The following is a 13,736-nucleotide window of genomic DNA, read 5'->3' as shown; positions in this document are numbered from 1 at the left end:
CTCCTTATTCTGATTCAACAGTACTATCCAGATATATTTCTGAAGGTGCATCTGCCCCTCCAATAATTGCCTGTGTTACCACATCTTCCTCATCATCTGTATACACTGTCTCTTCTTTTGTCACCGGTGCATCCACCTGCATACTACTCTGTATGATTCCCAGCTCTGTAATCTTTTCTTTTACGAAATCAGGAAGTTTTTCTTTCTTCAGTCCATATGTATTCACAGCCTCGCCTTTATCTGTAAACACTGATACATAAATATTCTGATAGATTTCTGAATCTTTGTCAACGTATCCATTGTATCTTACGGTCAACGCCTCTTTTAAAGCTCTTATTTCTTCCGGCTTCTCATAGGTCACATCTTCCTGCTGTCCATCCTCATCATTAAAATAGTTCAGCATGATCTTTTCAATATCCAGATCTTCTACCGTCAGAGGATAACCTGTTTCCTTAAGAATTGCAAGAGTATTTTTAAATGAAGGATATATACCAACTATCCATTCTGCATACTGTACATCTGCCTTAGTATTTCCTGGTATCATATTATTCACATCCTGTTTACCAGGAAGCTGATAAGCAAAATCAATTTTTACCTCAGGTGTTTGCATAAAATCTTCTGCTGTTGCAGCATCGACATCCTTCTTCATCGCTTCAAGGAGTTGCTTTATTTTATCAGGATCATTCTGGAAGATACTGAATCCCTTTCCACTTGCATCATTCAGTCCAATATTTTTCAGATATTTCTGATCAAGATCAAGAAAACCGAATTTCTGTTCTTTCAGATTTTCTTCCTCATATAATCCTTTTACAAGAGCACTTAAGTTTTCCGGCTCTATCCAGTATTTTCGGTAGATTTCTTTTCCAGATTTAAGTGTGTATTTTATGCTTGTATAATATGTATAATCTCCGTCGATTGCCTCACTTTTCGGATTGCCGGCAACGATATCCTGAAGAGCTTTATAAGTCTGGTCACCTATACCATTTTTACCGATAAATGCCATAGCAGATTCTGCCCAGTTATTTGCATCTGTTATTTCATAGTCTCCATCTTTTGTCTTTTGGACATTCTCATAATAGTCCTGATCAAAAGACATCATGTTGAGATTAACTGATACAATGTCTTCCTGTTTTGGAATATAGCTATCAAAATGCAACAGGTCTTTCTGGAAAAAAAGTGCACAAACTGCTACAAGTACCCCTGCAATTACCAGCTGTATTTTTTTCGCAAAAAAGCCCTGGAAACTCATCTGATATATCGTTTCTAATAAACCATGTATTACGACTGTTCCAAGAATCATTCCGAAAATCCACCAGAGAATTCTGACTTTTCCGGTAGTAGGTGAATAGAATATCCAGCCAACTGCAAGACCGCCCGGTACCACGACCATAAATCTTACTACCATGGATACCCAAGTATAGACCATAGATTTTCCTGCTGCTTCTGATGGTCTTTTCTTATATGCAATCCATGCCAGGACTCCAAGTATAACACCAAGAATAATGACTGCTGCAAGTAATTTTCCTGTCTTTCCTTCCGCATAATCGCTGACCATACTGAGAATCAGCGTTCCCGGAGATGCCGTATGTAAAAGCGTATTAAAGCCACCATACTGGTATTCCGAGAAGAAGGTACGCCAAAATGACTGTCCATAGGCTACAAGGAGCAAATTGAGTACAATCCCATACAGGTACATACCTCCCAGACACAGAATACCCATCAGCATATTTCCCGTCACACTGATTACCAGCACAATACTGAAATAGATCACCAGGTAGATAAGGAGATGCAGGAAAAGCATCCCGACTGCCATCCCCATAATATTCAGACTGAAAAATCCTCGCATTGCTCCAATACAGATCATCAGAAACTCTGTGATGATATACGGCATCAGATAATATACCAGTCCTGAAACTACTCTTTCCAGAAACAGTTCTGCTCTTTTCATCGGAAGTCCATGATAAAAATCTGTTTTTTTACCAGAATACAGATAAATGAATCCGTTCACACTGTTTATGAAAGCCGCTATGGATGCAATGATCAGACCCGACAGCACAAAACCATCTTTCCACAAATTATTATACAAAATCAGAATTTGTAAATCTGAGTATTGCAGATCCCTCCAGGAGCTCAGCTTTACCATACCAGTCACCGGAAATGCCAGCAGAAATCCAAGTGTAATAAATGCCGGTATCCAGATTTGTCCTTTGGATATTGTTTTCAGATGTTTAGAAGAAAATATTCTGGATTTCATAGCCAGCCACCTCCGTTTCACTGATAAATATTTCTTCCAGAGTCAGTGGAAGCACTTCACAGAAAAGTGGATTCTTTTCCTGAATTTTTGCCATGATCTCTGTCCTTGTGCCTCGTGCTGTGATCATTACAAGTGAGCCCTGATGATCCACTTTCAACACATCAAGTTCTTTTTTCAGTGCGTCTTCCTGCTTCTTATCAGTAAATACACACTGTATCTTGTGAATATGGAATTTCATATCTTCCAGATTTCTACTCAGAAGCATACCTCCCTTATATAAAAGGCCCACATGATCACAGATATCTTCCAGTTCTCTTAAATTGTGAGACGCAAGAACCGGTGAAAATTCTCTGCTCATGATCTCAGCGGCAAAAAGACTTTTTACTCCCTGACGTACCAACGGATCCAGTCCGTCAAATGTCTCATCACAGAGAAGATATTTTGTCCCCGCACAGATGCCAATCAGCGTCATCAGCTGTTTCTTCATTCCCTTTGAAAAACTACTGACCTTCTGACTTTCATCAAGTTGAAACTGACGCATCAGTTTCGAAAAACGCTGACGTTCAAATCCCGGATAGTACAGACGGTAAAATGAAGCCATATCCGCTGCGGTATAGTTTGCAGGAAAATAGCAGTCATCCGAAATATAAAAAATCTGCTTTTTCGCATCTTCATTATCGAAAACAGAAATATCATCAATCCTTATCTCGCCTTCGTCCGGTCTCAGTATCCCTGCTGCCATCCGAAGAAGTGTACTCTTTCCTGCGCCATTGCTTCCAACCAGCCCAAATACTTCCCTCTCTCCGATATCCATTGAAAGTTTACTGACGGCCTTAAGCGTCCCAAAAGACTTACTGCATTTCTTTATCTCAATCATCTCTGTTCCTCCTCACAGTTCTTCCGAACCATCGAAAGCATCTCTTCTTCCGTGATTCCCGTCTGTATTCCCTTTTTTACCAATTCCAGAAATTCCTTTCGAAAATCTTCCCTGCTCTTTTCCTGTATCCGTGTGGTCTCCGCAACAAAATTGCCTTTTCCCCTGACAGGATAGATCAGTCCCTCCTGCTCCAGCGTCATATATGCTCTCTGAATCGTATTGGGGTTGATGGACAGTTCCATTGCAAGCTGACGCACAGAAGGAAGTCTGGATCCGGCAGGCAATGCTCCCTGATAGATCAACGTTCGAAATCGCTCTGTAATTTGTTCATAAATCGGACGCCTGTCCTGATAATCCAAAATGATCATTTCCCTTCCTTTCCACTTTGTATGTGATTTGCGTGTGTATAATGTATTAATTGTTTTAGTACACTTAGACTATCATATTTTCCTCCACTATGCAATCAAGCATCTATAAAATAAATATAAAATAATTATAAAATAATTCTAAACTCAGAAATATTGCAAAGTACTTTTATGTAAAGCAAAAAGCTCCCAGGTTTCTTTTAACCTGAAAGCTTTTCTTCTGTAGATTTCTGTTCATTTTTATTTCAAAACAAAATTCAGCTTTTATATAAGCATTTACAAAACCCTTTTTGTCCGTCCTTTCGCCCTTGCCTGAAAATAGGGAATCCCATAAACCAAAATGAGTATCAGTGCAAACAGCATGATCAGAATGTACATTGGATTTTTCTGCAGCATCCAGCTCACAAGATCCGGAGATACAAGTGACCAGATATTTGCTCCCATATGCAATAGTACGCTGCCCCACAGACAACCGCTGATTTCCAGAAAATACGCAAAGATCATTCCGAGAATACCTGCATAAACCGCCTGCACCAGATTTCCGTGATAAATCCCAAAGATAAGACCTGAAATTACCATAGCAGCTCCCATTCTCACGTAGTCTCTGAGCCGCAGATAAATCAGCCAGCGAAATACGATTTCCTCTGCCAGAGGCGCTATAACACCCATACATATGATCAAAAACCACATACTCTTTCCAGCAGTCATCTGATCCATCGTCTCCTGATATTCCTTATAATTCAATACAGACTGCAGCATTCCGACAAACATATTTGCATACTGTGAAAAAGCTGCCCCCATTCCCAAAAACAGGATTATTTCCGGCAGATCAAGTTTCCAGGGTTTCTGCGGCAGAACAAGTCCTCCATGTTTCCTTGCTATGCGGTCCCTGCTGTAAAACCAGAGACACGGAATTATAGAAAGTATTCCTGTCAGACCGGTAAGCAGTACCACCTGTTTATAATATATTTCCATTCCCCCGCCGGAGCGTGTAATCAGCCAGAGAGCCATATATCCGATAATCTGCGAAATCAGGAAATGAATCCCGCAGGGATAAGCTATACGCCAGATCTGTCTGCTATATGACTGCCTGCGTCGGGGGCTCAGTCGAAAAAATCCAGTACTTCATCAGCAGAAGCTACTATCTGTAACGGAGCTGCCTCTTTAAGTTCCTCCTGTGTCCCATATCCATAGGAAACTGCCACACAATCCAGTCCTGCTTCTCGTGCGCCAAGCACATCATGCTCTTTGTCTCCGACCATGACCACCTGCTCCCGATGCTTTTTCATTCCGATGCGCTCCAGTGCCTCTTCAATAACTTCTGTTTTATTGCTTCTGGCACCATTCATCTCGCTTCCGACAATCTCATCAAAATATTCTGTCAGATAAAAATGATCCAGTATCTGTTTCACATAATATTCCGGTTTTGATGATGCAACTGCCAGAATATATTTCTTGCGTTTTAGTTCCTGAAGCATATTCTCCACACCCGGATATGGTTTATTCTCAAATATCCCCACATTTGAATAACGTTCACGGTAATATTCCACTGCCTTCACTGCAGTTTCTTCATCCAGTCCTGCATATTTCATAAACTGTTCTTTAAGCGGCGGTCCGATAAATACTTCCAGTTTCTTCAGATCCTCTTCCGGTTTTCCGAGTTTTTCCAGTGCATACTGCACGCATTTTGTAATTCCTTCCCCGGATTCCGTCAGTGTCCCGTCCAGATCAAATAAAATCGCTTTATACATGGTTCCTCCAATTTTTGTATCCAAAAATCCAACTGTTTTCTTATGTATATCAAAAAACATTATACGACAGTATAGCATTCTTTTTGATTTCCGTCCACGATAAATCTGCCGGAACCATCGCTGTCAGCTCTATCTGATTTTCTTTGTCTTCCTGCAGCTGATCAATACATATATTTCCCCAATCCGTCGTCCATGATATTTCCTGACCATTGATTCGGAGAGATGCGACAGCAGCCACCACTCTGTGATTCAGCTTAATTTCCATTTTCTCTCTTCCCCGCACAGTTTCCTTCCAGTAAAACAGCTTCATCTTTTTCAGACATTCCGCGGGCGGAATCCGATATTCTTCATGAAACTCGGTCACTTTATCGACTTCGGATTCCGACACTTCAGTAGGCACAGGTGACGGTATAGCTGTGGGTGTTATCGTCGGAGATGGCATGGGCACCGGTGTATCAGTCGGTACTTCTGTTATCTCCTGATTATTAATTTCTGCGCTTCCGGTATATGTCTGTCTATATCCGTCCGTATTCATCGAATCTAAATTTCCTGCCTGTATCTGATCTGACTTTACACCGCCACCTGTATCTGCCTGATTCATCACTTCTGTATTTCCTGCATTTGCCCGGTTCTCCGTTCCGGCCGGCTCTTCCTGTCTGCTTTCAGTTTCCCGATCAGATGATTCTTCCCATACTGTATTCTCTGTTTCTCCATAAGTATCCCCGCTTACACTGTCCACACTGCCCGCTGATTCATTCTCGGATACTCCATCTGTCCCATCTTCATCCCAGTCTGACCAGTCATTCACATCATCGACACCTGTCGTCACATCAAATCCACCAAGTTCCATCGCATACACGCCGGAACTTATGCTGTTAAGAACCAGAAGTATTCCTGCCAATAACAGGAAGAATTTCTTTTTTCCATTTTTTCCACTCATCAGAATACGCCCCTTCCTTTTGTGCACTTTTTTCTGAAATGTTATTCTGCCATTGCCGGTAAACAGCACGGCTTTCCTGATATCGTGCCTGCCTGCACAGGAACCTTCCATATTCCAGATATCCTCTTTCATACTCCGGCTCATATGTCAGCAGCTGACGATAATACAATTCCGCACGGTCAGCATGATCCGCCAGCTCCCCGTTGTATGCCAGTAATTCAAGAATCCGAATCTCTTCTTTTGGAGTATGGTATTGCTTTAATAATCTCTGAAGTCTCGCTTCAGCCTGCGCGTACACCCTTGCCTGAAATACGGGATTCCCTGACTGATATGCAAATCCATAGTATTCCTGCGTAATCACTGTCAGTACCTTTGAAAGTTCCGGTAATGTTTTCTGCATACGGCCACCGCTGCTTACCACAACCGCCAGCATCAGAACAGCCGCCGCCAGCGGCACAAGAGCAGAACGGAGCCTTAGCTTCAAAGGATGGATATTATTAAGAAACTCGCTTGCTTCTGCCGCATTCTTCCAGCGCTTTCCTGCTTCCGGGCGACAGCATTTAAAGATAAACTTTCCGAAATACGGGCATCGCAAAATATATATCCATTTTCCTCTTCCACACAAACGCTCCAGTGTCTTACCAAGACAGTAAAAATCACTCGCCTGATCAACCACCCCATGATACTGCTCCGGAGCTGCAAAACCTCGCGTCCCCTTACACTCCAGCTTATGGCTTCTCTGTTGATATTCAAATGTGGCACTGCCAAAATCCACCAGATACAACGTACCTGCCGATGTCATCATCAGGTTATCCGGCTTCAGATCTCCATAAAAAACGGCCGGTTTTCTTGAATGAAGATAGTCCAATACCTTTAATACAGTATCTGTGATCTTAAGAATTTCTTCCAGCGAAAATGTCCTGTCGGTTTTTAACAGATCTTCAAGAGATTTCCCTCGAATGTACTCCATAATGATATAGCAAAATTCTTCTCGCTCTGCATAGTCGATCATCTTTGGCAGTGCCGGATGTTCCAGAAGACGCAGAAGTCCCGCCTCCCGCCGATTCGAAATCGGAAGTTCTTTTACAGCGCGAAAAATCCCCAGTTCCAGATCTCGCGCCAGATACATCCGTCCTTCGCCGCCGCTTCCTATCTGGTCAACAATACAATATCTGCCCTTTAAGATTATTCCTGTCAGTTCGATAGAAATCGCTCCTCCCGCATTTTATTCTCGTTCTCTTTTGTGGATGTTCGTCGGAGAATACCGACAGTGAAATCAGAAATTTATAGATTTATGAAACATATTATAGCACAAACTGTACTTTTTATTTCTAAAAAAAATATAAACAATCCTCCACCTGCCGAAGCATATGGAGGATTTCATTTCCGCTTATTTTATTACAACTACAGTCTTACATACGATCCGGTGCGGAAAAGCCCAGAAGATCAATACTTTTTTCAAGGATATCCTTGGTCAGTCCGAGAAGTTTCAGGAAAGATTCTTTCTGTGCCTGATCTTCCTCACTGAGGATCTTTGTTTCATGATAGAAACTGTTAAATGCATTGGATACTTCATAAATATATGCACAAATCTTGTGAGGTGCTTTTTCTTCAAATGCATTTTCGATCGTATTTCCGAATTTGGTAAGCTCCAACATCAAATTTTTCTGGCTTGCATTTACTGCCGGAAGGATTTCACCGGCATCCAGATTGCCGCCTTCTTCTTTGTAGCGGTTCAGAATGGATTTGATACGCACGATCGTATAAAGAATATACGGACCGGTATTTCCCTCGAAAGAAGTAAACCTGTCAATATCAAACACATAATCCTTTGTAGCCTGGTTGGAAAGATCTCCGTATTTGATTGCAGAAAGTCCTACGATTTCTGCTGTCTCTTTTGCATCCTGATCTTTGACACTGCGGTTCTCAACGATCTTATGGAACATTTCCTCATCGATATCTGCAATGAGGTTTTCCAGACGCATAACACCGCCATCTCTTGTCTTAAACGGTTTGCCGTCTTTGCCATTCATGGTACCGAACCCAAGGAAAGAAAGCTCGGTCTCCGGTTTTACAAGACCGGTCTTTCTTGCACAGCGAAATACCTGAATGAAATGCAGTTCCTGACGTTTATCTACTACATAAAGGATCTCATCCGGATCAAAAAGTTTTACACGTTCTACGATCGTTGCAAGATCAGTAGTCGTATAAAGGGAAGCTCCGTCAGATTTCAGAAGCATGCACGGAGGAATCTCTTTTGTGTCACTTTCTTCTTTTACATCAACAACCAGTGCACCCTGATCTTCATAAGCAAATCCCTGATCTTTCATCTGCTGCACCATATCCGAAATGTACGGCTGTGCATCAGATTCTTTCTTCCAGAGGTCAAATGACACATTCAGATTGTTGTAGTTTCTCTTAAGGTCTGTCACGGAAACCTGCATAATGTGGTTCCACAGTGCCATATATCCTCGTTTGCCCTGCTGAAGCTGATGCGTTGCCTCAAGAGCTTCATTACGATACTCTTCGTCTACTTTTGATTTACCGCTTGCACATGGATAGATTTCTTCCAGCTCACTGATCGTGAATGGAGCTTCTTCCGGGTATTTTCCCTCAAAGCTGTCATCAAAGTATACAAGCTCCGGTTTACGGTGTTTTAGTTCCGTAATGATCAGTCCCATCTGGAGACCCCAGTCACCAAGATGTACATCACCAATTACTTTATGTCCCACAAAACGTCCGATACGTTTGATGCTCTCACCGATGATCGCAGAACGAAGATGTCCTACATGAAGTGGTTTTGCAACATTCGGTCCGCCGTAGTCGATAATGATCGTCTTTGGCTGCTCTGCCGCATTGACAGAATATTTCGGATCTGCGGACATCTCACGAAGGTACTCTGCGAGGAATTCTTCTTTTACACGTAAGTTAATAAATCCCGGTCTTACAACTTCTGCTACAGAAAAGATATTGCTGTCTTTCAGAAAAGCAACAACATCATCTGCAATCATAAACGGAGCCTTCTTATATGCTTTGGCACCAGCCATTGCCCCGTTGCACTGATATTCGCAAAGATCCGGTCTGTTGGAAACCGTAACCTTGCCGTATTCCGGATCATATCCGGCTTTTTCAAAGGCAGAAGCAAGTTCCTCTGCCATTAATTCCATAAGCTTTTTCATTTTATTCGCGACTCCTTATTTATACAGTAACTTTTTTTGAGCATGCAACTGCAAGCGCTCCATGGCCAATGTGACAGGCTACACTGAGTGACAGCGGATCCATATGAATATCCCTTCCCGGGAATGCCGCCTCTACTTCTTTTTTGAATTCTTCGGCTTCTTCTTTATTGCCTGTATAAGCTATCTGCAGACACATCTCACCGGATTCCACATACTGTTTGAAACGGGTGTTCCAGTCTTCCTGCATAGCCTTCATCATCATTCTCTTTGCCTGCTTTTTGCCGCGGACTTTTGCATAAGCATCCAGCTTTTCTCCCTGAATCTGAAGAACCGGTTTCAAATTCAGCACTGTACCGATTGCTGCCGCAGCCGGTGTGATTCTTCCGCCTTTTTTCAGATATTTCAGAGTCTCAAGTGTAATGTAAATGCTGGATTCCATTTTTTCTTCTTCGAGTTTTCTCTTGATCTCAGCTGCAGATTTTCCTGCAGCTCTGAGTGCCAATGCGTCCAGTACTGACTGACGCTGCGTAACAGAAATCCGCTGGTTATTGACTACCTCAACCTTACCGTCATAGTCACGTGCAAGCATCGTTGCTGTGTCACATGAAGCACTCAGCCCGCTTGACATCGGGATATGAACAACTTCATCATATTCATTCAGAAGATTGTCCCATAATCCACATACCTCTGCCGGGCTTGGCTGAGAAGTGGAAATCGTCTCATCGCTTTTCAGACGCTCATAAAACTCTTCCTGTGAAAGGGTGATTCCTTCCAGATACATCACATCATTAATATAAAAAGGCATCGGCAGGACAGAAACACCGAGTTCTCTGCCCTCATCCTGTGTGATGCCGCTGTTACTGTCTGTTACAATTGCAATTTTTCCCATACTGCATCTCCCTGTGTATTTTTTCATTTATCAGATATACATATCCGAAATATTGCATACTGTCTTTAGTTTATCATACCTCCGACAGTAACTCAAATAAAAATTTATTCGCTTCTCAAAGCATCGATCGGGTTCAAATCCGCTGCCTTTACAGATGGCAGTAATCCAAAAACCACCCCAATCAGCATGGAAAACAGTACAGAACCAATGATTGCAGGAATACTGATTGCAGTTGGAGCTCCTGAAAGCTGTGATACAATCTTAGACAAAATAATACCGGCAATCACACCAATAATTCCTCCAATACTTGTCAGCATTGCTGCCTCCGTCAGAAACTGATACAGAATTACCTTCTTTCTTGCACCGATAGCCTTCTTCAGACCAATTTCACTGGTTCGTTCCGTAACAGAAACAAGCATAATATTCATAACTCCGATACCGCCTACCAGAAGAGAAATACTTGCGATCCAGATCAGCTGTGTATTGGTACTCTCACTGAGTTTCTGCATGTTACGTACCTGCTGCATAATGTCATCGGCTTTGTATTTGTATTTCGAAGAATTGGTATCGATTCCCTGATTCATCACATCTGCCGCGGCACTTCCTACAGAACTCATATTGTCTGTGGAATCTGCTTTAACCACCGCATTCTCCGGTTCATCAAACTTGAATGCCATTGGCCAGCATTTATTCGGAATCATGACAGTCCCCATAATCGTCTGATAATATTCATTAAACTCATCAATCGTCTTAATGTTTGGCAGGTAATTGTCGCTCTGCTGAACAACACCAACGACTGTGAACGGTTCGGAGCCAATCTCGATAGTCTTACCGACAGGATTTTCACCTGAAAACAGGTTATCCGCCGCATTACTGTCTACAAGTGCTACTTTACGCATATTATCATAATCTTTTTGTACAAATCCTCTGCCCGACTGCACCATATATCCACAGGTACTTAAATAATTTGTATCGATACCATATATACTTCCACCCTGGAAGGTGGTATTTTCATAATATACACTGCTGGAATAAGTACGGCTGTAAAAAAACGTAGCATTCTGCACATGATCAAGGTTTTTGATATCTTCTTTTTGCTGATCAGAAAGAAGCGGCGGTGCAGTGCCATCCGTCATTCCATACTCCGGATCATACTCACTGTCACCGTAATTCAGGCTGACCGAAACTGTATTGTTTCCGGCACCGATCAGATCTTCCTTAATCTGCTCACTTGTACCTTTAATTGTCGAAACGATTGCAATGATCGAAGCAATACCTATAATAATTCCCAGCATTGTCAGAAAGGACCGCATTTTATGGGACCAGATTCCCTGAATCGATATTCTCATATTTTCAAGCATAAAATACCATCCTCCTAATAACCATAAAGCTCATTCACAGAAACTTCCTGCGTTTTTGCACCTTCTTTGACTGTGTCTCCATAAGGAAATGCAATCTTATCATCCCGCGTAATTCCGCCCGTAACCAGCACACTGTAACCACCATTTACATTTCCGCCGACACTCAGTTTCTGTTTTTTAAGCACACCATTGTCATCCTTATAAACATAACTGCTTCCGTTTTCGGAGCGTACAAACGCACGATCCAGTACAATTCCTTTGCTCTGCGCATCGCTTTTCAGGGTGATCGTAAGCCAGTCAGCATCAGATACTTTGACTGATTTGTCCGGGATGGTCGCCGTATAGGAATAATAGGAAACATTCGGATTTCCACTGCCGGAATAGCTGTCTCCGGAAACCGGATATTCTGAAACATCTACAACTTCAGCCTCAAAGTCACCGCTCTGCCCGGAACAGTTCAAAATCGTCCCTTCTTTTACCTGGTCCAGCATCAGTTCACTGACTGTACCCTTCACATAAAAACCTTCCTTACTTTTGATAGTCATAAAAGTGTTTCCATCTGAAGCTGCCGTAGCAGGATCACCAACTTTTGCAACTGTTCCATCCAGTTTACTGTAAATAACCTCTTTTTTAACTTTTTTCTCAAGTTTTTCAATATTAAGTTTACTCTCACGAATATCAAGTTTCAGACTGTCAATTTTGTTCTGCTGTATCTTAATCGCATCCTCACGCGAAATAGATGTATTGCCGCCATCACCCTGATCTCCGTCATATCCACCATCGTTTCCGTCATCATCATCTGAACTGTTATCATAATGAGAGGCATCCTCCAGTGTGAACTCTACCTCAGAATAATCCGGCACCATCTTTTCAAGAAGGCTTCCATCAATCAGATAATATCCTGTACATGATTTCTTACGGTCGCCAAGATCTTCTACCGTATCATTCTGATGAAATTCAAGCTGATACCAATAACCGTTCTTGCCGGCCTCTTTATTTCCGTTCGCATCAAAAGCTGCCATCTTATTCAGGAAAGAACCTCTCACAATTACATAACCCTTTGCAGAACTACAGAGGAATACATATGGATCTTCCTTCGTTCCTTTTCCGGTAAGAGGTTCTGTATTATTATCAAGGATCTGATAAAATGTCGGATCACCGTCCGTCATATCCGGCGCCTCTTTATCGCTGCCTTCATCTGAATCCACGATTTCAATCTGATCATCCGATCCGTCACCGAATGAATCTCCTATGTTGTCCTCAGAACTATTGGAATCTCCTGAATCACCACCATCTATGATGTCTATCTGCTCCCCATTGTCACTGTTGTCATCGGAACTGTCAGTGCCACTGTTTCCACCGGTGTCTCCGTTGGCATCACCGGTATTATCTCCTCCGGTATTATCTCCTCCTGCATCCTCTCCTGCGTCATCACTTGCTGCAATACTTCCGGATTCACCGGTCGGTGTTCCCGTATCACCAGACTGTGTACTGTCACTTTCTGCTGAAGTCTCTGCCTGATAAGTTGCCTCATCAGACACATCTTCTGCGTTTACTGCAGCTGCCAGAATCGAATTCATTACAGTTGCCAGATATGCACCATTGACATTACCAGATGCAGATACATACTCATCTCCCGTATCCGCGCTGTCCGTTCCATTCATGCTACTGTCTTTATCTGTGTCCGAATCGGTAGGAGTTGACGTATCTGCATCACTCTCCTCAATCGCTCCTCCATTTTTCAGGCTATTTAAACGATTGATAGCTTTATTCAGATCCTGTTCCTGCTGCTGTTGCTTCAACTTCGCAATATTCAGTTCCATCTGAACCAGTGTCATGTCAAAAGAAATCAGTTTATCATCCTTTTTTACCTCGTCATCCTTCGATACATACACTTCCTGAATAATCATATCCTTATCTACAGTAATATTCTGAATGGCGCTTGTCACAATATTTCCATCAAGGTTCGTATCATCCATATAATACTGCCCGGCCAGATTATCCACGCTTACAACAGAAACTGTTTTCTGATGAGACTTTTTATAGTAAACTGCGCCTCCTGCTGAACCGCCTGCAACGAGAGCAGCAATCAGAATGCCTATAATAATTCTTTTTTTCAT

11 protein-coding genes are annotated in these 13,736 nt (G+C 42.3%); all 11 read right to left on the bottom strand.

Annotation, left to right across the window (positions count from 1 at the left end):
- Positions 1-4: 4 nt before the first annotated feature.
- A complete protein-coding gene (locus tag BQ7344_RS15450; protein WP_072523242.1) occupies positions 5-2,254 on the bottom strand; it encodes a DUF6449 domain-containing protein in 2,250 nt (749 codons plus the stop codon).
- Positions 2,229-3,131: an ABC transporter ATP-binding protein gene (locus BQ7344_RS15445; protein WP_072523241.1), complete on the bottom strand. Its 903-nt coding sequence runs from the start codon at positions 3,129-3,131 to the stop codon at positions 2,229-2,231. Before BQ7344_RS15445 ends, BQ7344_RS15450 begins: the two co-directional genes overlap by 26 nt.
- A complete protein-coding gene (locus BQ7344_RS15440) occupies positions 3,128-3,499 on the bottom strand; it encodes a GntR family transcriptional regulator (protein ID WP_072523240.1) in 372 nt (123 codons plus the stop codon). Before BQ7344_RS15440 ends, BQ7344_RS15445 begins: the two co-directional genes overlap by 4 nt.
- A gap of 273 nt (positions 3,500-3,772) precedes the next feature.
- Positions 3,773-4,471, bottom strand: a complete 699-nt coding sequence (locus BQ7344_RS15435; RefSeq protein WP_235816138.1) for a CPBP family intramembrane glutamic endopeptidase — start codon at positions 4,469-4,471, stop codon at positions 3,773-3,775.
- A gap of 128 nt (positions 4,472-4,599) precedes the next feature.
- Positions 4,600-5,247, bottom strand: coding sequence for an HAD-IA family hydrolase (locus BQ7344_RS15430; protein WP_072523486.1), 648 nt, complete (start codon positions 5,245-5,247; stop codon positions 4,600-4,602).
- A 49-nt stretch (positions 5,248-5,296) separates the two neighbouring features.
- Positions 5,297-6,187, bottom strand: coding sequence for a hypothetical protein (locus BQ7344_RS15425; protein WP_072523239.1), 891 nt, complete (start codon positions 6,185-6,187; stop codon positions 5,297-5,299).
- Positions 6,123-7,340: a serine/threonine protein kinase gene (locus BQ7344_RS15420; RefSeq protein WP_255367548.1), complete on the bottom strand. Its 1,218-nt coding sequence runs from the start codon at positions 7,338-7,340 to the stop codon at positions 6,123-6,125. The genes BQ7344_RS15425 and BQ7344_RS15420 overlap by 65 nt, the downstream gene beginning before the upstream one ends.
- A gap of 259 nt (positions 7,341-7,599) precedes the next feature.
- A complete protein-coding gene (gene argS / locus BQ7344_RS15415; protein WP_072523237.1) occupies positions 7,600-9,366 on the bottom strand; it encodes an arginine--tRNA ligase in 1,767 nt (588 codons plus the stop codon).
- A 19-nt stretch (positions 9,367-9,385) separates the two neighbouring features.
- On the bottom strand, positions 9,386-10,255 hold the full coding sequence (locus BQ7344_RS15410) for a DegV family protein (protein ID WP_072523236.1): 870 nt from the start codon (positions 10,253-10,255) through the stop codon (positions 9,386-9,388).
- Positions 10,256-10,359: 104 nt separating this feature from the next.
- Complete coding sequence (locus BQ7344_RS15405; RefSeq protein WP_072523235.1) at positions 10,360-11,616, bottom strand: ABC transporter permease; 1,257 nt, start codon at positions 11,614-11,616, stop codon at positions 10,360-10,362.
- A 14-nt stretch (positions 11,617-11,630) separates the two neighbouring features.
- Positions 11,631-13,736, bottom strand: coding sequence for an ICP22 family protein (locus BQ7344_RS15400; RefSeq protein ID WP_072523234.1), 2,106 nt, complete (start codon positions 13,734-13,736; stop codon positions 11,631-11,633).

It is taken from the genome of Blautia sp. Marseille-P3087 (genome assembly GCF_900120195.1).
Lineage (GTDB): Bacteria > Bacillota > Clostridia > Lachnospirales > Lachnospiraceae > Blautia_A.
This window is presented reverse-complemented; position numbering and strand designations above follow the sequence as displayed.

Excerpts from the sequence above, each read along its gene's own strand:
- BQ7344_RS15450 (WP_072523242.1), bottom strand. The coding sequence starts at position 2,254 with ATGAAATCCAGAATATTTTCTTCTAAACATCTGAAAACAATATCCAAA.
- BQ7344_RS15445 (WP_072523241.1), bottom strand. The coding sequence starts at position 3,131 with ATGATTGAGATAAAGAAATGCAGTAAGTCTTTTGGGACGCTTAAGGCC.
- BQ7344_RS15440 (WP_072523240.1), bottom strand. The coding sequence starts at position 3,499 with ATGATCATTTTGGATTATCAGGACAGGCGTCCGATTTATGAACAAATT.
- BQ7344_RS15435 (WP_235816138.1), bottom strand. The coding sequence starts at position 4,471 with ATGGAAATATATTATAAACAGGTGGTACTGCTTACCGGTCTGACAGGA.
- BQ7344_RS15430 (WP_072523486.1), bottom strand. The coding sequence starts at position 5,247 with ATGTATAAAGCGATTTTATTTGATCTGGACGGGACACTGACGGAATCC.
- BQ7344_RS15425 (WP_072523239.1), bottom strand. The coding sequence starts at position 6,187 with ATGAGTGGAAAAAATGGAAAAAAGAAATTCTTCCTGTTATTGGCAGGA.
- argS (WP_072523237.1), bottom strand. The coding sequence starts at position 9,366 with ATGAAAAAGCTTATGGAATTAATGGCAGAGGAACTTGCTTCTGCCTTT.
- BQ7344_RS15410 (WP_072523236.1), bottom strand. The coding sequence starts at position 10,255 with ATGGGAAAAATTGCAATTGTAACAGACAGTAACAGCGGCATCACACAG.
- BQ7344_RS15405 (WP_072523235.1), bottom strand. The coding sequence starts at position 11,616 with ATGCTTGAAAATATGAGAATATCGATTCAGGGAATCTGGTCCCATAAA.
- BQ7344_RS15400 (WP_072523234.1), bottom strand. The coding sequence starts at position 13,736 with ATGAAAAAAAGAATTATTATAGGCATTCTGATTGCTGCTCTCGTTGCA.